The organism is Kitasatospora sp. NPDC094028 (genome assembly GCF_049543595.1).
Taxonomy (GTDB): Bacteria; Actinomycetota; Actinomycetes; order Streptomycetales; family Streptomycetaceae; genus Kitasatospora.
Genome location: NZ_JBMVFA010000008.1, coordinates 103655 through 126475, shown reverse-complemented (window position 1 = coordinate 126475; position 22821 = coordinate 103655). Strand labels below are relative to the sequence as shown.

The window sequence follows — 22821 nt, the reverse complement described above, 5'->3', positions numbered from 1 at the left end:
TGACCGTACGACGGCCGGGTCGGTCAGAAGGCCGGGACGACCGAGCCCTGGAAGGTGTCGTCGATGTACTTCTTGACCTCGGCGGAGTGCAGCAGCTCGGCCAGCTTCTTCACCCGCGGGTCGTTCTCCTTGCCCTTCTTGACGGCGAGGATGTTGGCATACGGGTTGCCCTCGGCCTTCTCCAGGACGAGCGCGTCGGTGGCCGGCTTCAGGCCGGAGTCGAGCGCGTAGTTGCCGTTGATGACGGCGGCGTCGAGGTCGGCGATGGAGCGGGGCAGCTGGGCGGCCTCCAGCTCCTTCCACTTGAAGTTCTTCGGGTTGCCCGTCACGTCGGCCGGGGTAGCGGCGGTGGTGACGCCGTCCTTGAGGGTGATGAGCTTGTTGTCGGCGAGCAGCTTGAGCGCGCGGCCCTCGTTGGTGGCGTCGTTCGGCAGGCCGATGGTGGCGCCCGCCGGCAGGTCGGCGATGGCCTTGACCTTCTTGGAGTAGACGCCGAGCGGCTCCAGGTGGACGGTCTCGACCGAGACGATGTCCGTGCCGTTCTTCTTGTTGAAGTCCTCCAGGTACGGGACGTGCTGGAAGTAGTTCGCGTCGGCCGAACCGTCCTGCACCGCCGTGTTGGGGGTCACGTAGTCGGTGACCTCCTTGATGTCGAGCTTGAGGCCCGCCTTCTCCGCGAGGTTGTCCTTGACGTACTTGAGGATCTGCCCGTGCGGGGTGGGGCTGGCCACGACCTTCAGCGGCGCGTTCGGGTCCGAGGAGGACGAGCCCGAGCTGCTGCAGGCGGCCAGCGAGAAGGCGAGGCCGGCGGTGGCGAGGACACTGGTGAACTTCACAACGGTGCGCACGAAAAGTGCCTTTCTGCGTGATACGGGGAGCCGCGTCCGGGGTCGGACGAGGGAGGTCTAGGAGGCGACGAGGTCCTCGCCGGGGGTGGGGGTGGCGGCACGCGGGCGCAGCAGTCGGGTGCGTCCGCCGCCGCCCCGGTTCGACAGCCGGCGCACGGCGTAGTCGCCGGCCAGCTGGATGACGGTGACGATGATCGCGATCTCGGCCACGATGATCCACATGAAGGCGGTCTCGAAGCGGAGGTAGCCGTAGCGGTAGGCGAGGTCGCCGAGGCCGCCGCCGCCGACCGTGCCGGCCATGGCGGAGTAGCCGATCAGGGCGATGATCGTGGTGGTGACGGAGGCGACGATGCCGGACAGCGCCTCGGGCACGAGCGTCTTGCGGACCAGCGTCCAGGTGCTGCCGCCCATCGCCTGGACGGCCTCGATCAGGCCGCGGTCGACCTCGCGGACGGAGGTCTCCACCAGCCGCGCGAAGAAGGGGATGGCGCCGACCGTGAGCGGCACGGCGGCGGCCTGCCAGCCGAGCGAACTTCCGGCCACCAGCCGGGTGAAGGAGATCAGCGCGATCATCAGGATGATGAACGGCAGCGAGCGGGCGAGGTTCACGATCGCGCCGAGCACCTTGTTCACCGGCAGGTTCTGCAGTGCCCCGCCCTTGGAGGTGAGCACCAGCAGGACGCCGAGCGGCAGCCCGAGCACGACGGTGCACACGGTCGAGACGCCGACCATCTGCAGCGTCTCCTGGGTGGCGGGCCACATCAGGTCCTGCATCTGGTCCCAGGTCAGGCCACTCATGCCACCGCTCCGTTCGTCGCACCGATCACGTCGACCTGCAGGCCCTGCTCGCGCAGGTAGCCGATCGGCACCACGTTGTCCTGGTGGCCGCCGGACAGCTCGACCCGCATCCGGCCGACCATCCGGCCGGCGATGGTCTCCACGGCCGCGCCGAGGATGTTGATGTCGATCTGGTAGGTGCGGGCGAGCTGGGAGACGAACGGCTGGGCCGAGGTGTCGCCCTGGAAGGTGATCTCCAGCACGGTGGAGCCGGGCTGTCCGGTGCCGAACTCGCTGAGCGGGAACAGCTCGCGGGCCAGCTCCGAGCCGGGCTCGGCCAGCAGGTCGGTCAGTGCGCCGGACTCGACCACCCGGCCGCCGCGCATCAGGGCGGCGGAGTCGCAGACGGACTTGATGACGTCCATCTCGTGGGTGATCAGCAGCACCGTCAGGCCGAGCTGCTGGTTGAGGTCGCGCAGCAGCTTGAGGATCGAGCGGGTGGTCTCCGGGTCGAGCGCCGAGGTGGCCTCGTCGGAGAGCAGCACCTTGGGGTCGCCGGCCAGGGCGCGGGCGATGCCGACGCGCTGCTTCTGGCCGCCGGAGAGCTGGTTGGGGTAGCTGCGGGCCTTGTCGGCGAGGCCGACGAGCTCCAGCAGTTCGCCGGCCTTGCGGCGGCGCTGGGTGCGGTCCAGGCCGATGATCTCCAGCGGGAGTTCGACGTTCTGCTGCACCGTGCGGGAGGAGAGCAGGTTGAAGTGCTGGAACACCATGCCGATCCGGCGGCGCGCCTCGCGCAGCTCCCGGCCGGCCCGGTTCTCGCCGCCGGACAGCGCGGTGAGTTCGACGCCGTCCACCGTGACGGTGCCGGAGGTCGGGCGCTCCAGCATGTTCACGCAGCGGATGAGGGTGGACTTGCCGGCGCCGCTGGTGCCGACGACTCCGTAGACCTCGCCCGGGCGGACGTGCAGGTCGACACCGGCGAGGGCGGTCACCTCGCGGCCTCGGGAGCGGTAGACCTTGGTCAGGTCCGTAGTGGTGATCACAGCAGCTTCCGTGGGTCGGGGGCGGGCGGCGTCGGTCGACCGCCCGACCGGGTCGTGGTCGGCGGTGTCGTTACGGCGCTTCGCCAAGGGGGGTCCGGACCTGGCACCTCTTGATCGTGGCCGGTGGACGGTGGGGCCGCGCGGCGGCATGGCCCTTACGTGTCACCGGTCGCGGGCCGCGGCCGCCGCGGGTGGGCGGACGGGCGGGCCGGAGGGTGCGGCAGGCTGGGCGCGCTCCGAACGGACGGAGCGGCGCCGGAGTCTCGCTTCGGGGCGCGAGGGGTGGGCACCCGCAGGGGGGTGCCGGGGGCGGTGGCCCTCAGCAGTGACACATTCGACGACACATGGCGCGCTCACCTGCCGGCACGGTGCCGGTGGGGGGCCAGTTCGTCGTCGCAGTCATGTGAGCCAGTAAATCAGACGAGTCGATTCGTGCCCAATTGTTTCCCGGAGCTGTCCGCGATGCGGACACTCGGCGCTCCGACCTGCACGGACATGACTCGGCGCCGCCACCGGAGTGTCCGGATGGTGGCGGCGCCGGGTGTGCGGCCGGGAGCGGGTCAGGCCGTCGCGGCGAGCGGAAGGGTCTCCGCCGGCTTCTCCAGGTGCACGAAACTCAGCCGGTGGTCGACCCGCTCGACGCCGGTCTGGCGGTAGCCCTGGCGGGCGTACAGCCGGAGGTTGCCGAGGCTGCGGTGGCCGGTGAACAGGCGGTAGGCCGCCACCGGGCCGTCCGCGGCGAGGCGCTGCTCCAGGGCGTCCAGCAGGCGGCCGCCGAGGCCGTGGCGCTGCATCCTCGGATGGACCACCAGACGCTCTATCCGGCCGACGCCCTCGGCGTCGACGCGGCCGCGGACGGCGCCGACCACCTCGTCGCCCAGGCGGGCGATCAGGACGTGCTGGCCGGCCAGTTCCGCGCGCAGGCTCTCCAAGGTCTGCGTCAGCGGCTCGATCGCCCAGTCGCCGTACAACTCCGCCTCGGGTTGGTAGCCGAGGTACTGGAGCTTGAGGATCTGCTCCGCGTCCTCGACGTCACCCGCCGAGATGATCACGCTCATGCCCATGTGCAGGGGCCTCCCCATCGTCGTGCCCGGCGCGCAGAGGGTGACGCGCTCACGCTCAGTATCCGAGCGAACGCGCCACCGTCAAGAGCTTCGTTCGCCAGCGCTCTACCCGGGTGTCAGCTCTCCTCAACCTTCGCAGCGCCGGACGTGAGGAGAGTCACCCGCGCGCGGGGCCGCCGAGCGGGGCCGCCCGCCGTCACGGGTAGCGCTCGGCGTTCAGCAGTCTGCGCAGGCAGGCCAGGCAGCGGGAGCGGGTCGGGCCGATCGAGCCGCGGGGCATGCCGAGCCGTTCGGAGAGCTCGCGGTAGCTGGGCGGCGGGTCCTCGGCGAGGGCGGCGACCAGCTGCGGGCAGCGGCCGGGCAGCGCGGCCACCGTCTCGCGGACCACGCGGAGGCGGCGTTCGGCGAGGTAGACGTCCTCGGCCGAGGGGACGGGCGGAAGGGCAGTGCACACACCGTGGAAGACGGGCCGGGGCGGGCCCGGTTACGGCCGGCCGGGGGCACGCACGCGCGAGGGGCGCGACGGTCGCACCGCCGCGCCCCCTCCGGGCTGCCGGGTCGGCCCCGGGCCTTCGATCAGCCCCGCGTCCACTCCTGCTGCCGCGCCAGGTCCGCCTTCACCTCGGCGAGCTGGACCGCGACGGCGGAGGGGGCGGTGCCACCGCGCCCGTTGCGGGAGGCGATGGCGCCGTGCACGCTGAGCACCGAGCGCACCTCGGGCGTCAGGTGCCCGGAGATCGCGGCGAACTGCTCGTCCGTCAGGTCGGACAGCTCGATGCCCTCGGCCTCGCAGACCTTCACGCAGGCGCCGGCCACCTCGTGCGCGACCCGGAACGGCACGCCCTGCTTGACCAGCCACTCGGCGATGTCGGTGGCGAGCGAGAAGCCGGCCGGCGCCAGCTCCTCCAGCCGCTCGGTGTGCACGGTGAGGGTGGCCATCATCCCGGTGAACGCGGGCAGCAGCACCTCCAGCGTGTCGCAGGAGTCGAAAACCGGCTCCTTGTCCTCCTGGAGGTCCCGGTTGTAGGCGAGCGGCAGCGCCTTGAGGGTGGCCAGCAGGCCGGTCAGGTTGCCGATCAGCCGGCCGGACTTGCCGCGGGCCAGCTCGGCGATGTCCGGGTTCTTCTTCTGCGGCATGATCGAGGAGCCGGTGGAGAAGGCGTCGTGCAGCGTGATGAAGCCGAACTCCTTGGTGTTCCAGATGATCACCTCCTCCGCGATCCGGGAGAGGTTGACGCCGATCATCGCGGTCACGAAGGCGAACTCGGCGACGAAGTCGCGCGCCGCGGTGCCGTCGATCGAGTTGCCGACCGAGCCGCCCTCGAAGCCGAGGTCGGCGGCGACGGCCTGCGGGTCGAGGCCGAGCGAGGAGCCGGCCAGCGCGCCGGAGCCGTACGGGGAGACGGCGGTGCGGGCGTCCCACTGGCGCAGCCGCTCGGCGTCCCGGCCGAGGGCCTGCACGTGCGCGAGGACGTGGTGGGCGAAGAGCACGGGCTGGGCGTGCTGGAGGTGGGTGCGGCCCGGCATGGCGGTGTCCGGGTGCTTCTCGGCGAGGCCGACCAGGGCGTGCTGGAGGTCGAGCAGCAGGGCGCCGATGGTCTTCGCGTGGTCCCGCAGGTACATCCGGAACAGGGTGGCGATCTGGTCGTTGCGCGAGCGCCCGGCCCGCAGCTTGCCGCCGAGGTCGGCGCCGAGCCGCTCCAGCAGGCCGCGCTCCAGGGCGGTGTGCACGTCCTCGTCGGCGACGGTGCCGGTGAAGGTGCCCGCCTCGACGTCGGCGAGCAGCTGGTCGAGCCCGCCCAGCATGCCGGCCAGCTCCTCGTCGGAGAGCAGGCCGGCCTGGTGCAGGACGCGGGCGTGCGCCTTGGAGCCGGCGATGTCGTACGGCGCGAGGCGCCAGTCGAAGTGGACCGAGGCGGAGAGCCTGGCCAGCGCCTCGGACGGGCCGTCGGCGAAGCGCGCGCCCCAGAGGCGGACGTCGGCGGACTGGTCGGCGGTCATCGCGCGGCTCCTTCAGATGTTTGCAGCAGGTGGCATAAGTATGCACCAGGGCGTATGAAACACAAAACCCCGGCCGAACGGGATCCGTTCGGCCGGGGTTCCCGGGGTGGGCGCTACTGCGCCTTGGCCTGGGCGAGTTGCATGAGGTGGTCGGCGAGCGCCTGGCCGCCGGACGGGTCGCGGCTGATCAGCAGCACGGTGTCGTCGCCCGCGATGGTCCCGATGATCTCGAACACCTCGGCCTGGTCGATCGCCGAGGCGAGGAACTGCGCGGCCCCGGGCGGGGTGCGCAGCACGACCAGGTTGCCGGAGGCCGTCGCGGAGACCATCAGCTCGCCGGCGAGGCGGGCCATCCGGCCCTCGGTGGCGGACTCCCCCATCGGCGCGCGCGGGGTCCGGTCGCCGCCCTCGGCCGGGACGGCGTAGATGAGCGCGCCGTCCCGGTTGCGGATCTTGACCGCGCCCAGCTCGTCCAGGTCCCGGGAGAGGGTGGCCTGGGTGACCACGAGTCCGTCGTCGGCGAGCAGCTTGGCGAGCTGGCTCTGCGAGCGCACGGGCTGGCGGGTGAGCAGGTCCACGATCCGCCGGTGGCGCGCGGTGCGGGTCTGCGGGACCTGCGGCGTCGGGCCGGCGGCGGAGGAACCGGAGGGGGAAGCGGTCATGTGATTATTCTCCCGGACGACGGTCAGCTCGCATCGGCCGGGGCGCTCTCGCGCACCATCCGGAGGATGCCCGGCAGGGCCGCGAGGAACGCGTCGGCCTCCTGCTCGGTCAGCACCAGCGGCGGTGCCAGCCGGACGGCGTCCGGGACGGCGGCGTTGACCAGGTAGCCCGCCGCCTGCGCGGCGGCCTGGATCCGGGCCGAGACCGGCTCGGTGAGCACGATGCCGAGCAGCAGGCCGGCCCCGCGCACGTGCGAGACCAGCGGGTCGCCGATCGCCTCGACGCCGTGCCGCAGCCGCTCGCCGATCTTGCGGACGTGCTCCAGCAGGCCCTCGGACTCGATGGTGTCGAGCACCGCGAGCCCGGCCGCGGCGGCCACCGGATTGCCGCCGAAGGTGGTGCCGTGCTGGCCGGGGGTGAGCAGGTCGGCGGCGTCGCCGAAGGCCAGGACGGCGCCCATCGGCAGGCCGCCGCCGAGCGCCTTGGCGAGGGTGACCACGTCCGGCTCGACGCCCTCGAAGGCCTGGTGGGCGAACCAGTGGCCGGTGCGGCCGACACCGGTCTGGATCTCGTCCAGCACCAGCAGGGTGCCGGTGGCCCGGGTGATCTCGCGGGCGGCCTTCAGGTAGCCGTCCGGCAGCGGGACGGCACCGTTCTCGCCCTGGATCGGCTCCAGGAAGACGGCGGCGGTCTCGGTGGTCACGGCGGCGCGCAGCGCCTCGACGTCGCCGAACGGGACGTGGGTGACGTCGCCGGGCAGCGGGCGGAACGGGTCCTGCTTGGCCGGCTGGCCGGTGAGCGCGAGGGCGCCCATCGTGCGGCCGTGGAAGCCGCCCTGGAGGGCGACCAGGTGGGTGCGGCCGGTACGCCGGCTGATCTTGAAGGCGGCTTCGTTGGCCTCGGCGCCGGAGTTGCAGAAGAACACCCGGCCGCCGGAGCGGCCGTCCAGCTGCAGCAGCCGCTCGGCGAGGGCGATGGTCGGCTCGGCCATGAAGAGGTTGGAGACGTGGCCGAGGGTGGCGATCTGCTTGCTGACCGCCTCGACCACGGCCGGGTGGGCGGTGCCGAGGGCGTTGACGGCGATGCCGCCGAGCAGGTCGGTGTACTCCTTGCCGTCCGCGTCCCAGAGCTTGGCGCCCTCGCCGCGCACCAGCGCGATGCGGGGGGTGCCGTAGTTGTCGGTGAAGGTGTGCTGCCACCGCTCGGTGAGCTGCTGGTTGTGCGTCATGCCAGTCCCCCGGTCACGATCGGTTCGTCGTCCGGCACGACCATCGTGCCGATGCCCTCGTCGGTGAAGATCTCCAGCAGCAGGCTGTGCTGCACCCGGCCGTCCAGGACGCGGGCGGTGCCGACGCCGGAGCGGACGGCGCGCAGGCAGCCCTCCATCTTGGGGAGCATGCCGGAGGCCAGGCCCGGCAGCAGTTCGTCGAGCTCGCTCGCGGTGAGCTGGCTGATCACGTCGTCGGAGTTCGGCCAGTCCTTGTAGAGGCCCTCGACGTCGGTGAGGACGACGAGCATCTCGGCGCCGAGCGCGACCGCCAGGGCGGAGGCGGCGGTGTCGGCGTTGATGTTGTAGACGTGGCCGTCCGCGCCGCGCGCGATCGAGGAGATCACCGGGATGCGGCCGTCCGCGATCAGCGCCTTCACCGCGCCGGCCTCGATGTTGACGATGTCGCCGACCAGGCCGATGTCGACCTGCTCGCCGTCCACCACGGCGTAGCGCTTGACGGCCGTCATGGTGTGGGCGTCCTCGCCCGTCATGCCGACCGCGAACGGGCCGTGCTCGTTGAGCAGGCCGACCAGCTCGCGCTGCACCTGGCCGGCCAGCACCATCCGGACCACGTCCATGGTCTCGGGGGTGGTGACGCGCAGGCCGTTGGTGAAGCTCGACTCCAGGCCCAGCTTGTCGAGTTGGGCACTGATCTGCGGGCCGCCGCCGTGCACCACGACGGGGTGCAGGCCGGCGTAGCGGAGGAACACGACGTCCTGGGCGAAGGCCGACTTGAGGCTGTCGTCGACCATGGCGTTGCCGCCGAACTTGATCACGACGGTCTTGCCGTGGAAGCGCTCCAGCCACGGCAGGGCCTCGATCAGCGTCATGGCCTTGGGCAACGCGGTGTTGTTGCGGGCCTGTTCGCCCTTGGGTGCGATCTGCACGGTGTGATCCCTGGCTCGGATATCAGGTGGAGTAGGCGCTGTTCTCGTGGACGTAGTCGGCGGTGAGGTCGTTGGTCCACAGCGAGGCGCTCGCCGTACCGGCGTTGAGGTTCGCGGTGATGACGACCTCGCGGCCCTTCATGTCCACCAGGTCGCGGTCCTCGCCCACGCCACCGGACTTGCAGACCCAGACGCCGTTGATGGCGACGTCGAGCTCGTTCGGGTCGAAGGCGGCGGCGGTGGTGCCGATCGCGGCCAGCACCCGGCCCCAGTTGGGGTCCTCGCCGTGGATGGCGCACTTGAGCAGGTTGTTGCGGCTGATCGTCCGGGCCACCTCGACCGCCTCGTCCTCGGTGGCGGCGCCGGTGACGTCGATCCGGATCTCCTTGCTCGCGCCCTCGGCGTCGCCGATCAGCTGCCGGGCCAGGTCGGCGCTGACCGCGCGGACGGCCTCGGCGAACTCGGCCGCGTCCGGGGCGGTGCCGGAGGCGGCGGAGGCGAGCAGCAGCACGGTGTCGTTGGTCGACATGCAGCCGTCGGAGTCGATCCGGTCGAAGGTGGTGCGGGTGGCGCCGCGCAGCGCGGCGTCCAGGCCGGCGGCGTCGACGTCGGCGTCGGTGGTGAGGACCACCAGCATGGTGGCCAGGCTCGGGGCGAGCATGCCCGCGCCCTTGGCCATGCCGCCGACCGTCCAGCCGGCCGGGCTGGTGACCTGGGCGGTCTTGTGCACGGTGTCGGTGGTCTTGATGGCGATCGCGGCGGCCTCGCCGCCGGTCGCGCTGAGCTCCCGCGCGGCCGTGGTGACGCCGGGCAGCAGGAGGTCCATCGGCAGCCGGACGCCGATCAGGCCGGTGGAGGCGACGGCGACCTCGCCCGCGTTGAGCTCCAGCTCGGCGGCGACCTGCTCCGCGGTGGCGTGGGTGTCCTGGAAGCCGAGCGGGCCGGTGCAGGCGTTGGCGCCACCGGAGTTGAGGACGACGGCGGAGACCCGGCCGCCCTTGAGGACCTGCTCGGACCAGAGGACGGGCGCGGCCTTGACCCGGTTCGCGGTGAAGACGCCGGCCGCGGCGAGCGAGGGGCCCTCGTTCACCACCAGGGCGAGGTCCGGGGTGCCGGAGGCCTTGATGCCGGCGGTGATGCCGGCGGCCCGGAAGCCCTTGGCGGCGGTCACGCCGGTGTTGGGGGTGGTCACGGTGCGACTCCGTTCACGGGAAGGCCGAGCTCCTCGGGCAGGCCGAGGGCGATGTTCATGCTCTGCACCGCGCCGCCGGCGGTGCCCTTGACCAGGTTGTCGATCGCGCTGATCGCGATGATCCGCCCGGCGGTGGCGTCCAGGGCGACCTGCACCAGCGCGGTGTTGGCGCCGTACACGCTGCTGGTCTGCGGCCACTGGCCCTCGGGCAGCAGGTGGACGAAGGGCTCGCCGTCGAACGCCTCGGCGTAGGCGGCGCGCAGGCTCTCGGCGGTCACGCCCGGCTTCGCCTTGGCGGAGCAGGTGGCGAGGATGCCGCGCGGCATCGGGACGAGGGTGGGGGTGAAGGAGACGGTGACCGTCTCGCCCGCGACCGGGGTCAGGTTCTGGGCCATCTCCGGGGTGTGCCGGTGCACGCCGCCGACGCCGTACGGGCTGACGCTGCCCATCACCTCGCTGCCCAGCAGGTGGGGCTTGGCGGCCTTGCCGGCGCCGGAGGTGCCGGAGGCGGCGACCACGACGGCCTCCGGCTCGGCCAGGCCCGCGGCGTACGCCGGGAACAGCGCGAGGGAGACGGCGGTCGGGTAGCAGCCGGGCACGGCGATCCGGTTGCTGCCCTTCAACGCGGCGCGGTGGCCGGGGAGTTCGGGCAGCCCGTAGGGCCAGGTGCCGGCGTGCGCGGAGCCGTAGAACTGCTCCCAGTCGGCGGCGGCCCGGAGCCGGAAGTCGGCACCGCAGTCGACGACCAGGACGTTCGGACCGAGCGCCTCGGCGACGGCGGCGGACCGGCCGTGCGGCAGCGCCAGGAACACCACGTCGTGGTCGGCCAGCACCTCGGGGGTGGTGGGTTCGAGGACGCGGTCGGCGAGCGGCCACAGGTGCGGCTGGAGCTCGCCCAGCCGGGTGCCCGCGTTCGAGCCGCCGGTCAGCGCCCCGATCTCCACCTCCGGGTGGCCGAGCAGCAGGCGCAGCACCTCACCGCCCGCGTACCCGCTCGCGCCGGCGACGGCGACTCGCAATGCCATGGCGTTCCTCCTTCGTCTTGGCATGAATATACGTGCGGCAGAAAATTCATGCAAGGAGTCCGCGGCGGGGCCGCCTCCGGCCAGGGCCTGGTGGACGGTCAGCGCTTGACCGCGCGCAGCACCACGAACTTCGGGTTGCCCGCCACGAGCTTGCAGTTGCCGAAGAGCCGGCGCAGCTTGACGTGGTAGCCGAGATGCCGGTTGCCGACCACCCACAGCTCGCCGCCGGGGCGCAGCGCCCGGCGGGCGCCGGTGAACATCCGCCAGGCGGTGGCGTCGGTGGTGGCCTGGTGGGAGTGGAACGGCGGGTTGTTGAGCACCAGGTCCACCGAGCCTGGGGCGAACGCCGCCGGGTCGAGCGCGTCGGCGGTCAGGAACTCGGCCGGGGCGTCCGGGCCCAGGTTGGTGCGGAAGGTCTCCTCGGCGGAGGCCACCGCCTGGTAGGACTCGTCCACGAAGACCAGCTCCGCGCCCGGGCCGGCCAGCGCGGCGGCCGTGCCGACCACGCCGTTGCCGCAGCCGAGGTCCACCACCCGGTCGCCGGGGGCGGGGGTCGGCAGGTGGGCCAGGAAGAAGCGGGTGCCGATGTCGAGGCGCTCGGCGCAGAAGGTGCCGGCGTGGTTGACCACCGTCCGGCCGGCGGCGGGGCCGATGTCGGTCGGCAGCGCGTAGCGGTGCGGCCACGGGCTGGGGCCGGGGGTGAGCGCCGGGTCGGGCGTGCAGAGGATCAGCCGGGCCTTGCGGACGGCCAGCGAGGTGCGGGTCGGGCCGAGGATCCTCTCGAACAGCTCCAGGGTGGAGGTGTGGATCTCGGTGACCATGCCGGCGCCGATCACCACGGTGCCCGGGTGGACGGCGGGGGCGAGCCGGTGCAGCTGGTCCTCCAGCAGCGCCAGGCTCTTGGGCACCCGCACCAACAGCACGTCGATCCGCTCCGGCGGGGCGTCCCGGGTGGTCAGCAGCCGGGTCTCGTCGACGACGGCGCCGGCCCGGGCCAGGTTGGCGCGGGTGGCGAGCCGGCCGAGGTGCGAGTCCCCGATCTGGACCGGCCGGTCCGGCGCGAGCGCGCTGGTCAGCACGGTGGTCAGCGCGCCCCAACGGTCGCCGAGCACGGCGATCCGGCGGCCGGCCAGCTCGGTCGCGGCGCCGGCGCTGTCGGCCTCCCCGGCGAGGTGGCGCAGCAGGTAGTCGTCGGCGGCGTCCCAGGCGCGCAGCCGCTCGCGGGGGTCCTCGGGGTGCCGGGTGAGGTGGAAGGCGCCCCACGGGGTGGTGAACGGGGTCGCGGCGGCGGTGCTCTCGGGATTCATCGTGTTCTCAGGCTATCGGACGGGTCGGCGGAGAACCGTTTCGGCGGATACTGGAAGGGCCCGACCGAGAGGGGTGAGGGCAATGGACTGGAAGCTCGAAGTCGTGGTGGTCCCGGTGTCCGACGTGGACCGGGCGAAGCGGTTCTACGAGGAGCAGGCCGGCTTCACGGTCGACCACGACACCCGGCTGCGCGACGGCGTCCGGGTCGTCCAGCTGACTCCCCCGGGCTCGCGCTGCTCGATCGTGGTCGGGACCGGGGTCATCGACTCACCGCCCGGCTCCGTGAAGGGGCTCCAGCTGGTGGTGGCCGACATCGAGAAGGCCCACGCCGAACTCGCCGCGCGGGGCGTGGCGGTCAGCCCGGTGCAGCACTTCGAGGCGGGTGCCCGGGTCGACGGACACGGGGAGGCGTGGAACAGCTTCGTGTTCTTCAACGACCCGGACGGCAACGGCTGGGCCGTCCAGGAGGCGCCGGCTCTCGCCTGACGCGCCCCCGGCCGGGCCCGGCCCTCCGTCCGTGCGTCGCATAGGCTCCGAGGATGGCTGAACACGAGGGACCCGTACGGGTGGACGCCTGGATCTGGTCGGTCCGGCTGGCCAAGACGCGCGCGCTGGCGTCCGCCGCCTGCAAGGCCGGGCACGTGCGGGTGAACGGCGAACGGGCCAAGCCCGCGCAGACGCTGCGGCCCGGGGACGAGGTCCGGGTCCGCGAGGAGGGGTACGAGCGGGTCGTCGTGGTGCAGAAGCTGATCCGCAAGCGGGTCGGTGCGGCCGTGGCCGCGGAGTGCCTGGTCGACAACAGCCCGCCGCGGCCGCCGCGCGAGTTCGCCCCCAAGGTCGCCGAGCGCGACCGCGGCGCGGGCCGCCCGACCAAGCGGGAGCGGCGCGAGCTGGACGGACTGCGCGGGCGGTGAGCGACCGGGGGGCTACGCCGCGGCGTCGGCGGCGCCGAGCACCCGGGCCAGGAAGCCGTCCAGGTTGGCCACCGTGCGGGCGACCTGCTCCTCCGGGGACAGCGACTCGGTGGGCCGGCTGACCAGGGCGGACTTCTTCAGCCCGCGGACGTACAGCGAGCAGGCGAGGTCCGCGCAGACGTAGGTGCCCACGGTGTTGCCCTCCCGCCCGGCCACCCCGGCGCGGCGGGCGGCCAGCAGTGCGACGCCGGCGCCGGCGTGCGCGGTGATGCACAGCGAGCAGACGTTCGTCCTGGTCAGGCTGCGCCGGACGGTCGGCACCCGGAGCGTCACCCCGACCAGTTCGCCGCCGTACGGCGCCACCAGGTAGCCGCGGTCCGGCGCGCCCTGGTCCCGCCAGCCGAGGAAGTCCAGGTGCTCCCAGGGCAGTTCGGCCAGACCCCGGGGCAGGCTGAGCCGACGCGCCTCGCCCTTCGAGCAGTTGACGAAGGACGCGCGGATCTCGGTCTCGGTGACGGCTTCCATGCCGCGGAAGCTAGCACCGCCGGCCCCGGCCTGTCGCGGCATTTTCTGGCGCTACGGCACGGTTCGGACCGGATGCGCCGCCTGCACGGCGAGCCGCCGCGGGGCGTCCTCGCCGATCCCGGTGAGAAGGTCGTCCAGCGCCAGGAAGGCCTCCCAGGGCTGCTGCCCGGTGGCGGCGGCGAGCCGCTCGACCACGCGGTCCTCCAGGTCGCGGACCCGCTTGTTCTTCCACGCCTTGTCGGCGAGGCTCACCAGCAGGTCCTCGACGGTGGTGCCGGGCCCGTCCCACCGGCCGTGGCCGCCGGCGAAGCGGGCCAGCCGCTCGGGGACGCCGCGGGCGCGCAGCAGCGCGTACCCGGCGGGCTCGTGCGCGCTGCCGGGGGCGGTCAGCTCCTCGGGGTGGACGGTCTTGCCGATGTCGTGGGTGGCGGCGCCGAACAGCACGGCCTCGCGGTCGAACGGCAGGCCCTGGCGCTCGCAGAACCCGGCGATCAGCTCGGCGACCTCGTGGACCAGCGCGAGGTGGGCGAGGAGCCGGGGCGGGGCGCCGGCCTGCGCCAGCAGCTCGGCGGCCTCGGGCGGCAGCGGGGGCAGGGTGGTGGTCACGCGGCAGGGTAACCGTGCGCGCCCGGGCCTGTCAGTGCCCGACCGTAGTGTGCGGGAAGCGGTCCCGGTGTGGAGGGGGCGCCGGGACCGCGGCCGCTCAGCGCTTGAAGGCGACGCCCGCGTACGCGGAGACCTCCTGCCAGCCCTCGGGCAGGTCGGCGGTGCGGACGTGCCCGGCGGTCGGGCGCCAGAGCGGGAGTTGGACGAGGCCGGGGCCGGCGAACTCGAAGTCGCCGAAGAACGGCTCGACGTCGCCGCGCGGGCGCAGGACGAGCGGGGAGCTGGCCCCGCGGTAGATCCGCACCCCCGCGGCGGCGCTCTCCCGGGTGGCGAAGTCGGGGCTGCCGTGGGAGAGGATCAGGGCACTGCCGGGGGCGAGCGCCTCGCGCAGGGTCCGCACGATGTGCTGGGCGCCCTCCTCGTCGCGGATGAAGTGCAGGACGGCGACCAGCATCAGGCCGACCGGCTGGGAGAGGTCGATGGTGGCGCCCACGGCCGGGTCGCGCAGGATCGCGGCCGGGTCCCGCAGGTCGGCCTCGACCACCGAGGTGCGTCCGCGCGGCTGGCCGGCCACCCGGGCCCGGGCGTGGGTGGCGACGATCGGGTCGTTGTCCACGTACACCACGTCGGCGTCCGGGGCGACCCGCCGGGCGACCTCGCTGGTGGAGCCGACCGCCGGGATGCCGGTGCCGATGTCGATGAACTGGCGCACGCCCTGCCCGGCCACGAACTCGACGGCGCGGCCGAGGAACTGGCGGTTGGTGCGGGCGAGCAGCGGCAGCGCCGGGTAGGCGGCGATGGCGGCCTGGGCGGCGGTGCGGTCGGCCTCGAAGTTGTCCTTGCCCCCGAGGTAGTAGTCGTACATCCGGGCGGTGTGCGGGGTGCCGGTGTCGAGTTCGCTGGGCGGCTGCCAGTCGTCGGCTCTCGCCCATTCCCAGTCGGTGCCGGTGTCCTGGTCGACGGCCGCGGTGTCCTCGTACATCTCGTTCCGCCCCCTGTGCTCAACGCCGGAAGTGTCGGCACCGCCGCTCTACGCGCGGTGCGCCGCGATCGTATCCAAGGACTTTCCTTGGAAACAGCGGGAGTTCAGGTTCCTGCAACCCTCACAGCACCGAATGTGTGCACGTCAAAGATGGTGCGCGGACGCCGCCACGCCCACCTCGCCCCGGATCGCTCCACCCGCCGGCCGTCTCTATGCTGGCTGCCGATGACTGCCGACCGACGCACCGTACTGCGCACCGCCGCCAAGCTCGCCGCCCTGTCCGCCGCCGGCGGCCTCCTCACCTCCTGCGGCAGCGGCGACCGCCGCCGCTCCGACACCGGGGCGCTCGCCGCGCACCCCGGCAGCGTCGATCCGACGCACACCACCGACCCGGCCTGGGGCGGCGGCGAGGGCCCGGCCTCCGCCGCGCCGGCCGCCTCGCCCGAGGCACAGTCCACGGAGGCGGCCGCGTCCGCCCAGCCGTCCGGGCCGCCGACCCCGCCGGTGCTGCCGCCGCTCGCCGCCGGCACGCCGTTCGAGGTGGTGTCCGGCCCGCGCACCGGCAAGAACGTGGCACTCACCTTCCACGGCGCCGGCGACCCGAAGCTGGCCACCGCCCTGCTGGAGGCCGCGGAGCAGCGCGGCGCCAAGGTGACCGTGATGGTCGTCGGCAGCTGGCTGGACCAGCAGCCACAGATGGCCCGCCGGATCCTGGACGGCGGCCACGAGCTGGGCAACCACACCCAGAACCACCTCAACATCTCCGCGATGACCCCGGACCAGGCGCGGGCCGAGATCGCCCAGTGCGCGGACCGGCTGAAGCGGCTCACCGGCTCGATCGGCCGCTGGTTCCGGCCGTCCGCCGCCCAGTACGCCACCGCGACGGTGCGCGACCAGGCCAAGGCGGTGGGCTACGAGCACGTGCTGTCCTTCGACGTCGACCCGCGCGACTACAACGACCCGACCGCCGCCGAGCTGCAGCGCCGGGTGCTGGACTCGGTGCGCGGCGGCTCGGTGGTGGCGCTGCACATGGGGCACCAGTGCACGATCGACGCGCTGCCGGGCATCCTGGACGGGCTCGGCAAGGCGGGGCTGAAGCCGGTGACCGCGAGCCAGCTCTGCATGTAGCGCCGGGCCGTCGCGCGCTGGACGGCGCGGCGCCGGGCCGGCCGGTCAGACCATCGGGTCGTCGTCCTTGTACGGCCGCAGCCGCAGCGTCCGGGCGTCGGCCTCGCGGATCTCGTCGGCCCGGGCGACCAGCTCCGCCAGGTCGTCCCGCCCGGCGTGGATGAACCGCCCGTGCAGGCCGTCGAAGCGGCCGCGGGCGGCGTCCACCGTGACGGCGACCATGTACGGGATGGACCCCCAGGTCTTCATGCCCTCGAACATCGGCATCCCGGCGGTCATGTCGGTGGCCACCGCGCCGGGGCTGATGTCGAGGACGACGACGCCGTGCCCGGCCAGCGAGTCCGCCATGTTGTCGGACAGCTGCAGCAGCGCGCCCTTGGAGGTGGCGTACGCGGTGTAGTGGCCGTCCGGGCGCAGCGCGAAGCCGGAATTGAGGTTGACCACCCGGCCGCGCCCCCGTTCCACCATGCCGGGCAGCACGCAGCGCAGCAGGTTGTAGGGGCCGCGCAGGTTGGTCTCGACGACCTGCCACCACTGGTTGGCGTCGGTCTCCCAGATCGGCACCTCGGCGCGGTCGACCTGGCCGGCGTTGTTGACCAGCAGGTCGATCGGGCCGAGGTCGCGCTCGACGACGCGGACGGCCTCGCGCACCGCGCCGGGGCGGGTGACGTCGGCGGTGACGGCGACACCGCGGGCGCCGTGCTTGACGCACTCCTTGAGCGTCTCGGTCAGCGTCCCGTGGGTGCGGCCGACCAGGCCGACCGCCATGCCCTCGGCCGCCAGGCCGATGGCGATCTCCCGGCCGATGCCCCGGCCCGCGCCGGTGACCACGGCGACCTGTCCTGTCAGCGATCCCGTCGGCACCGCGTGCTCCCTTCCCGTCCCCGGCCCCCGTCTGCGGCATTCTGGCGGCCGCCGGGCGGCCGCGGCCCCGGGCACACCCGCCGGGCTGCCCGCCTCACTCCTTCGGGGGATACCCGCGACCTGGCACTCCTCCGGGGAGGGGGTGACCTACTGGCCGGTACGGAGTAGTAACGTCGTCGGGGCGGTGACCGGTGCACCCATACCGGTACACCGGCCCGGAGACCAGCGAGCCTGCTGGGCCACGAGTCGCTGGGCGACCCCCAGCACCATCGAAGGGCAACTGAGTGAGTGACATCGCGCGCGTGGGAGTAGTGGGCTGCGGCCTCATGGGGTCGGGCATCGCCGAGGTGTTCGCCCGGGCGGGGCTGGACGTCCTGGTGTCGGAGGCCAGCGGCGAGGCCCTGGAGCTCGGCCGGACCCGGCTGACCAACTCGCTGGACACGGCCGTCAAGCGCGGCAAGCTGACCCCCGAGGCGCGGGACGAGGCGCTGTCCCGGCTGTCCTTCACCGTCGACCTGTCCGACTTCGCCGACCGCGACCTGGTGGTCGAGGCGGTCGCCGAGCGCGAGGACATCAAGGTCCGGATCTTCCAGACCCTGGACCAGGTGATCGAGCGCCGCGACGCGATCCTGGCGTCCAACACCTCCTCGATCCCGATCGTGAAGCTGGCCGCCGCCACCTCCCGCCCGGAGCAGGTCATCGGCCTGCACTTCTTCAACCCGGCGCCGGTGCAGAAGCTGGTCGAGGTCATCCCGACCCTGACCACCTCCGCCACCACCACCGAGCGGGTCGAGGCCTTCGCCTCCGAGGTGCTCGCCAAGGAGCCGATCCGCGCCCGCGACCGGGCCGGCTTCGTGGTCAACGCGCTACTCGTGCCCTACCTGCTGTCCGCGGTGCGGATGTTCGAGTCGGGCGTGGCCACCGCCTCCGACATCGACAAGGGCATGGAGGCCGGCTGCGCCCACCCGATGGGCCCGCTGCGGCTGTGCGACCTGATCGGCCTGGACACCATCGTCTCGATCGCCGAGTCGATGTACGACGAGTACAAGGAGCCGCTGTACGCCGCTCCCCCGCTGCTGTCCCGGATGGTCGACGCCGGCCTGCTGGGCCGCAAGTCCGGCCGCGGCTTCTACGACTACACCGCGACGGTCTGACGGAGGCCGGAGGAACGTGACGGGGCCCGGGAGCGGTATCCAGCTACCCGGGCCCCTGAGGTGCCACCCAATTGCTCTGCACCGGCACGTTTAAGGGTGTGGGTCAGTTTCACAGCGTCGCGCTTTGCCATTGAAGCTACCGTGCCGCGGAGAGGCACAGGCGGGAGTCGAACCCGCATCCGACGCTTTCAGCACACACCCGGTCGATCCGGCGCTCGGCGGCGAATGCTGAGACTAGAGCGAGAGTCTGAGATTCACAGGGCGCCTCTGCCATTTGGGCTACCCCGGCGGGAGTTGGTGCCGGGGGGAGGAATCGAACCTCCACTGTCTCCCTGATGTCAGCTTCAACTTCAGTGTCAGCTTTTGCGCTCTTCGCGCCGCCCCCGCGCTCAAACGGGGGCGATCATGGGGCTACCCGAACAGGTAGCCGAACACCGCGTCGCCGACCCTGCGGTCGTCGACCTCGGCGCTGTTGGCCTCCTCGCGGGCGAACTGGACGGCCTGCTGGAGCTTCTCGACCCGCTCCAGCAGCTCGTTCACCCGCCGCGCCGGGAGGGCGCCGGAGAACTTGACGGTCGTCCAGTAGCCGACGGCGATGTCCTCGTAGTACACCTCGACCTGCGCCGGGTGCTTCTCCGTGGCCTCGGCCTTCACGTGGTTGCGCGGGACCTTCTTGGTGCGGATGGTGCGCACCGCCTCGGTCTTCCAGGAGTCCGTGGAGGCGTCGTGGCTCCAGGACTCGGCGGCGTCCAGGACGGGCAGCTTGCGCACGAACGTCCGCAGGTCCGTCAACTGCTTCTCCAGGAAGAGCAGGTAGGAGACCGGCACGTCGGCGACCAGCGTCCGCCCGTCGACCACGACGTCCGCCCGGGCGGAGGTGTTCGCCCAGTCCTTGGTCGCGGTGACGTCGAACAGCCTGGTCAGGGTGGCCGCGGTGGTGCGGAGCACGTCCTCCGCCTTGACCTGGACCCGGGTGGACTCGGGCGGGAGCTGCTCGCCCTCCTCGTCCTTGGGCTGGTACGTCCGGGAGATGCCGGCCAGCAGGGCGGGCTTCTGCAAGTCCTGGTGGGACTGGGTGAGCTCCTGGAAGGACTTGGACTTGACGCCCTTCTCGACCGCGATGATCTGATTCAGCTTTGCCACGTCCGGGACGCTACCAGCGCGCACGTTCGAACGTCACGCGAAATAGCCGGGGCGCCGGGCGGCCGCCCGGCGCCCCCATGGCCCGACGTCAGCTGTTGATGCTGTAACTGTCGCCGTAGACCTTCCACTTGAGCGGCGGATTGAGGTCGAAGTTCCCGGCGTTGAGGAAGACCAGCTGCTCGGTGTCCACCCGGCTGGTGTCGGAGTGCGCCTCCTCCTTCTTCATGACGACCTTGCGGGCCTCCAGGAAGGCCTTGAGGTAGGTGGCCTCGTCGCCGCCCTGGGCGGGCGTCCTGGCCTTCTTCATGGCGGCGGCGCGGATGCCGCCGAAGCTGTCGGAGCTGTTGCCCGGGCCGTGCATGACGATGGCGTCGTAGTAGGCGAACTGGCCGAGCGCGCGCAGGCCGTCGGCCTTGGCCTGGCTGACGGCGGGGTTGAAGTAGACCCGGTCGCGCTCGTCGTTCTGGGCCTGCTGGAAGACCGGGTCCTTGGCGGCGGTGGCCCAGTCCTTGACGAACGGGGTGCCGAGGCCGGCGTGCGAGGCGCTGCCGTTGACCTTCGTCAGCGCCGGCAGGTACTTGGCGAGGACGTTGCCGGGCTTGAGGTCGGTGTAGTGCCGGACCAGGTCCAGCATGTCCCCGGTACCGGAGCAGAAGCCGATGATGCCGGCGGTGTAGCCGCGGCCGTCGCCGATGTCCTCGATGTACTTGTACTGGGCCTTCCAGTCCAGCGAGGAGTTCTCCGCGCTGGACACCAGCTGCATCGCGATGTCCTTCTTGTGCGGGTCGTCGAGGCCGACTCCCTTGAGCTGCACGGACGTTGCGGCGGCGGGCGCGGACTGGGCGGCGGCCGCGGTGGCCGCGGCCGTGAGGGGCGCGGCCACCAGGGCGGCGGCGAGGGCTATGCGGAGGGCACGGCGGGACTGAGAGCGCATGGGTGCTCCGGTTCCTCGGTGGGTTAGGAAACCTTCCTAACGAGAAGGAAAACGCCCATCACCCGGCCCCCGCAAGGGTTTTGACAGAACTGCTTCAAGTCGGTCGGATCCGCGCAGGTCAGGCCGCCCGGCGCCGCACCCACCAGACCGCCGCCGCGCACAGCGCCGCGGCGAGCAGCAGCATCCAGCCGGCCTCGATGAACTGGAACGGCCAGAACCGGTCGGCCGGCTGGTACACCTGGTGCGCCGTGTAGCCGCCGTCGCGCAGCATCGACTGCCAGTGGGCGCCCGAATCGCCGAGGCGATAGAAGTCGTCCGTGGGGATCCGCTTCCCGGCCGGGTCGGAGAACCACACGTTGATCACCCAACGGTCGTCCAGCGCCAGGGAGTTCAGCGTGTGCATGGACTCCTCCAGGGGAGCCATGTAGTGCGGGCGCACGGCCTGGGCGAGGAAGGGCAGCGCGACCGAGGCCGCCATCCCGAGGCCCACCGCGATCACCGTGCGGCGCAGCACCGCGCCGGCCAGCGCCGCGGCCCCGAAGGCGACCAGCACCCGGCCGGCCAGCACCGGCGGCGCCAGCACGAAGAGGTCCGGGTTGAACGCCCCGCCCTTGAGGGCCAGCGGTTCGCTCCACCAGAGCAGCAGCCAGCCGAACAGCGCCGCGAGGACGACCAACGCCCCGCCGGCCACCAGCAGGCCGCCCGCCGTCCAGCGGGTCCGCCCGGCGCCCTGGGTCCAGGCGAAGCGCACCGTGCCGTGCTCGAACTCCCGGGCCAGCAGCGGGCCGCCGAGGAACGCGCCGAATGCGCCGCCGAGGACGTAGAACACCATGTCCAGCTCCAGCAGCCCGTCCGCGTACTGGCGGGTGAACTGCTTGTACTTGGCCAGGCAGGCGTCGGTGGCCGGATCGCAGGAGGCCGCGCCGGTGGCGTCCAGGCCCTGGTGCAGGTACCAGCCGTGCAGCAGCAGGGCGAGCGAGAGCGCGGCCATCACCGTGAGCAGGGTCAGCAGCGCCGGCCGGTGGCGCAGCCCGGCGGCCCGCAGGACGGCGGAGTGCGGCGGGGCGAGGGTGGTGGAGCTCACGGCAGCAGGACCTTCTCGTTCTCGTTCGGACGGACGGCCCCGCGCGGGCCGGGCAGGGCGGAGGCGGCCGGCTCGCGCAGGTAGGCGAGCACCAACTCCTCCAGGCCGATGCGCTGTTGGCGCCACTCGCCGGAGACCGGCGCGTCCAGGCCGCCGGTGCGGACCAGCAGGTGGGACTGCGTTCCGGCCCGGCGGTCGCGGACCACCGGCAGGCGCTCGGCGACCGCCTGCGCCTCGGCGGTCGGGCCGGTGAGCATCCGGTGGCCGCCCAGCAGGTCGTCCACCTCGCCGGCGACCTGGACCCGGCCGCCGGTGAGCACGACCAGGTAGTCGCAGGTCTGCTCCAGCTCGTTGACGGCGTGCGAGGAGAACACCACCGAGAGGCCGTCCTCGGCCACCGCGGTGAGCAGCACGGCCATGAAGTCGTGCCGGGCAAGCGGGTCGAGTGCGGCCAACGGCTCGTCGAGCAGCAGGAGTTCGGGCCGCTTGGCGAGGGCCAGGGCGAGCGAGACCTGGGCCTGCTGGCCGCCGGAGAGCCGGCCGTACTTGCGGTCCAGCGGGATGCCGAGGCCCTCCAGGTGGGTGCGCGCCCGGCCGGCGTCCCAGCGCCGGTTGAGGTGGCGGCCGATCGCGAGCAGGTCCCGCACCCGCAGGCCCGGGTAGAGCGCCGCGTTCTGGGCGACGAAGCCGATCCGGTCCAGGGCCCCGGGCGAGCCGGGGGCCTGGTCGCCGAGGACGGTCATCGCGCCCTCGCTGGGCAGGGTCAGGCCGGCGGCCAGGCTGAGCAGCGTGGTCTTGCCGGCGCCGTTCGGGCCGACCAGGGCCACCACGTGCCCGGCCGGGACGGCGAGGTGGCAGTCCCGCAGCGCCCAGGAGCGGCGGTAGCGCTTGCCGATCCCGCCGCAGTCGATCACCGTGTCCGCCGCCATCACGCCACCACCCCGGTCCGGCCCTCGCGCAGGTCGCGCAGCGCGTCCTCGAACACCGCGACCATCCCCCCCTCGTCCAGCCCGGCGGCCCGCGCCGAACGCATCCAGTCCAGCAACCCCCGCCGCAGCGCGGCCCGTTCGCGCAGCGGCACCACCCCGGCGGGCAGCCCGCGCACGAAGGTCCCCTGGCCCCGGCGGCCGGCCGCCAGGCCGCGGTGCTCCAGCTCCCGGTAGGCCTTCAGCACGGTGTTGGGGTTGATCGCCAGGCCGGCGACCACCTCGCGCACCCGGGGCAGCCGGTCCCCCTCGCTCAACCAGCCCATCCGCAAAGCCTGTTCGACCTGCTGCACGAGCTGCAGGTAGGTCGGGACACCGGAGGCCGGGTCCAGGCGGAACTCGATCGGGGAGGGCTGGTCGGCGCCTTTATCTAGTTCCATAGTTAATGAGTTAAGTGGTGATGATGACGCGCCGTCAAGCCAA

25 protein-coding genes are annotated in these 22821 nt (G+C 72.7%); 4 read left to right on the top strand and 21 right to left on the bottom strand.

Annotated elements, in window-relative coordinates; all coding sequences use genetic code 11:
• Nucleotides 1-23: 23 nt before the first annotated feature.
• The 12 genes from ACPC54_RS15325 to ACPC54_RS15270 all read right to left on the bottom strand — a co-directional run bounded on the left by ACPC54_RS15325 (nt 24) and on the right by ACPC54_RS15270 (nt 12077).
• Nucleotides 24-848, bottom strand: a complete 825-nt coding sequence (locus tag ACPC54_RS15325; protein WP_498965167.1) for a MetQ/NlpA family ABC transporter substrate-binding protein — start codon at nt 846-848, stop codon at nt 24-26.
• 57 nt (nt 849-905) lie between these two features.
• Complete coding sequence (locus ACPC54_RS15320) at nt 906-1637, bottom strand: methionine ABC transporter permease (protein ID WP_498965386.1); 732 nt, start codon at nt 1635-1637, stop codon at nt 906-908.
• A gap of 5 nt (nt 1638-1642) precedes the next feature.
• The gene (locus ACPC54_RS15315) at nt 1643-2668 is read right to left on the bottom strand and encodes a methionine ABC transporter ATP-binding protein (protein ID WP_498965165.1); all 1026 of its coding nucleotides are present in this window, start codon (nt 2666-2668) and stop codon (nt 1643-1645) included.
• Between the two features lie 560 nt (nt 2669-3228).
• The gene (locus ACPC54_RS15310; protein WP_498965163.1) at nt 3229-3732 is read right to left on the bottom strand and encodes a GNAT family N-acetyltransferase; all 504 of its coding nucleotides are present in this window, start codon (nt 3730-3732) and stop codon (nt 3229-3231) included.
• A 196-nt stretch (nt 3733-3928) separates the two neighbouring features.
• Complete coding sequence (locus ACPC54_RS15305) at nt 3929-4186, bottom strand: RNA polymerase sigma factor (protein ID WP_498965161.1); 258 nt, start codon at nt 4184-4186, stop codon at nt 3929-3931.
• 122 nt (nt 4187-4308) lie between these two features.
• Nucleotides 4309-5733 (bottom strand): argininosuccinate lyase, encoded by a 1425-nt coding sequence (gene argH / locus ACPC54_RS15300; protein ID WP_498965159.1) that lies wholly within the window; start codon nt 5731-5733, stop codon nt 4309-4311.
• A 113-nt stretch (nt 5734-5846) separates the two neighbouring features.
• Entirely contained in the window at nt 5847-6395 is a 549-nt protein-coding gene (locus tag ACPC54_RS15295; protein WP_498965157.1) for an arginine repressor, read from the bottom strand.
• A gap of 23 nt (nt 6396-6418) precedes the next feature.
• On the bottom strand, nt 6419-7624 hold the full coding sequence (locus tag ACPC54_RS15290) for an acetylornithine transaminase (RefSeq protein ID WP_498965155.1): 1206 nt from the start codon (nt 7622-7624) through the stop codon (nt 6419-6421).
• Complete coding sequence (gene argB, locus ACPC54_RS15285; RefSeq protein WP_498965385.1) at nt 7621-8496, bottom strand: acetylglutamate kinase; 876 nt, start codon at nt 8494-8496, stop codon at nt 7621-7623. The genes ACPC54_RS15290 and argB overlap by 4 nt, the downstream gene beginning before the upstream one ends.
• A gap of 79 nt (nt 8497-8575) precedes the next feature.
• Nucleotides 8576-9745 (bottom strand): bifunctional glutamate N-acetyltransferase/amino-acid acetyltransferase ArgJ, encoded by a 1170-nt coding sequence (argJ, locus tag ACPC54_RS15280; protein WP_498965153.1) that lies wholly within the window; start codon nt 9743-9745, stop codon nt 8576-8578.
• Nucleotides 9742-10770 (bottom strand): N-acetyl-gamma-glutamyl-phosphate reductase, encoded by a 1029-nt coding sequence (argC, locus tag ACPC54_RS15275; RefSeq protein WP_498965151.1) that lies wholly within the window; start codon nt 10768-10770, stop codon nt 9742-9744. The genes argJ and argC overlap by 4 nt, the downstream gene beginning before the upstream one ends.
• A 98-nt stretch (nt 10771-10868) precedes the next feature.
• Nucleotides 10869-12077 (bottom strand): methyltransferase, encoded by a 1209-nt coding sequence (locus ACPC54_RS15270; RefSeq protein ID WP_498965149.1) that lies wholly within the window; start codon nt 12075-12077, stop codon nt 10869-10871.
• Between the two features lie 82 nt (nt 12078-12159).
• On the opposite strand from ACPC54_RS15270, the gene ACPC54_RS15265 reads away from it, so the two are divergent.
• Together ACPC54_RS15265 and ACPC54_RS15260 are read left to right on the top strand one after the other, a co-directional pair.
• Nucleotides 12160-12564, top strand: a complete 405-nt coding sequence (locus tag ACPC54_RS15265; protein ID WP_498965147.1) for a VOC family protein — start codon at nt 12160-12162, stop codon at nt 12562-12564.
• 53 nt (nt 12565-12617) lie between these two features.
• A complete protein-coding gene (locus tag ACPC54_RS15260; protein ID WP_045701591.1) occupies nt 12618-12992 on the top strand; it encodes an RNA-binding S4 domain-containing protein in 375 nt (124 codons plus the stop codon).
• 12 nt (nt 12993-13004) lie between these two features.
• Here the strand turns inward: ACPC54_RS15260 and ACPC54_RS15255 are convergent, their stop codons facing one another.
• The 3 genes from ACPC54_RS15255 to ACPC54_RS15245 all read right to left on the bottom strand — a co-directional run bounded on the left by ACPC54_RS15255 (nt 13005) and on the right by ACPC54_RS15245 (nt 15105).
• Nucleotides 13005-13517 (bottom strand): FBP domain-containing protein, encoded by a 513-nt coding sequence (locus ACPC54_RS15255; RefSeq protein ID WP_498965143.1) that lies wholly within the window; start codon nt 13515-13517, stop codon nt 13005-13007.
• Between the two features lie 51 nt (nt 13518-13568).
• Nucleotides 13569-14123: an HD domain-containing protein gene (locus ACPC54_RS15250; RefSeq protein WP_498965141.1), complete on the bottom strand. Its 555-nt coding sequence runs from the start codon at nt 14121-14123 to the stop codon at nt 13569-13571.
• Nucleotides 14124-14220: 97 nt separating this feature from the next.
• Nucleotides 14221-15105 (bottom strand): SAM-dependent methyltransferase, encoded by an 885-nt coding sequence (locus ACPC54_RS15245; protein WP_498965139.1) that lies wholly within the window; start codon nt 15103-15105, stop codon nt 14221-14223.
• A 225-nt stretch (nt 15106-15330) separates the two neighbouring features.
• Between ACPC54_RS15245 and ACPC54_RS15240 the strand changes: the two genes are divergently transcribed.
• Complete coding sequence (locus tag ACPC54_RS15240; RefSeq protein ID WP_498965137.1) at nt 15331-16233, top strand: polysaccharide deacetylase family protein; 903 nt, start codon at nt 15331-15333, stop codon at nt 16231-16233.
• Between the two features lie 45 nt (nt 16234-16278).
• Here the strand turns inward: ACPC54_RS15240 and ACPC54_RS15235 are convergent, their stop codons facing one another.
• Nucleotides 16279-17097: an SDR family NAD(P)-dependent oxidoreductase gene (locus ACPC54_RS15235; protein WP_498965135.1), complete on the bottom strand. Its 819-nt coding sequence runs from the start codon at nt 17095-17097 to the stop codon at nt 16279-16281.
• Between the two features lie 284 nt (nt 17098-17381).
• On the opposite strand from ACPC54_RS15235, the gene ACPC54_RS15230 reads away from it, so the two are divergent.
• Nucleotides 17382-18251, top strand: a complete 870-nt coding sequence (locus tag ACPC54_RS15230) for a 3-hydroxybutyryl-CoA dehydrogenase (RefSeq protein ID WP_498965133.1) — start codon at nt 17382-17384, stop codon at nt 18249-18251.
• Nucleotides 18252-18662: 411 nt separating this feature from the next.
• Here the strand turns inward: ACPC54_RS15230 and ACPC54_RS15225 are convergent, their stop codons facing one another.
• The 5 genes from ACPC54_RS15225 to ACPC54_RS15205 all read right to left on the bottom strand — a co-directional run bounded on the left by ACPC54_RS15225 (nt 18663) and on the right by ACPC54_RS15205 (nt 22778).
• On the bottom strand, nt 18663-19394 hold the full coding sequence (locus ACPC54_RS15225) for a DUF7873 family protein (protein WP_498965131.1): 732 nt from the start codon (nt 19392-19394) through the stop codon (nt 18663-18665).
• Between the two features lie 88 nt (nt 19395-19482).
• Nucleotides 19483-20328 (bottom strand): chitosanase, encoded by an 846-nt coding sequence (locus ACPC54_RS15220; RefSeq protein ID WP_498965129.1) that lies wholly within the window; start codon nt 20326-20328, stop codon nt 19483-19485.
• Between the two features lie 118 nt (nt 20329-20446).
• Nucleotides 20447-21412 (bottom strand): ABC-2 membrane transporter-related protein, encoded by a 966-nt coding sequence (locus ACPC54_RS15215; protein ID WP_498965128.1) that lies wholly within the window; start codon nt 21410-21412, stop codon nt 20447-20449.
• Nucleotides 21409-22341: an ATP-binding cassette domain-containing protein gene (locus ACPC54_RS15210; protein WP_498965126.1), complete on the bottom strand. Its 933-nt coding sequence runs from the start codon at nt 22339-22341 to the stop codon at nt 21409-21411. The genes ACPC54_RS15215 and ACPC54_RS15210 overlap by 4 nt, the downstream gene beginning before the upstream one ends.
• On the bottom strand, nt 22341-22778 hold the full coding sequence (locus ACPC54_RS15205) for a GntR family transcriptional regulator (RefSeq protein ID WP_498965124.1): 438 nt from the start codon (nt 22776-22778) through the stop codon (nt 22341-22343). Before ACPC54_RS15205 ends, ACPC54_RS15210 begins: the two co-directional genes overlap by 1 nt.
• Nucleotides 22779-22821 lie beyond the last annotated feature (43 nt).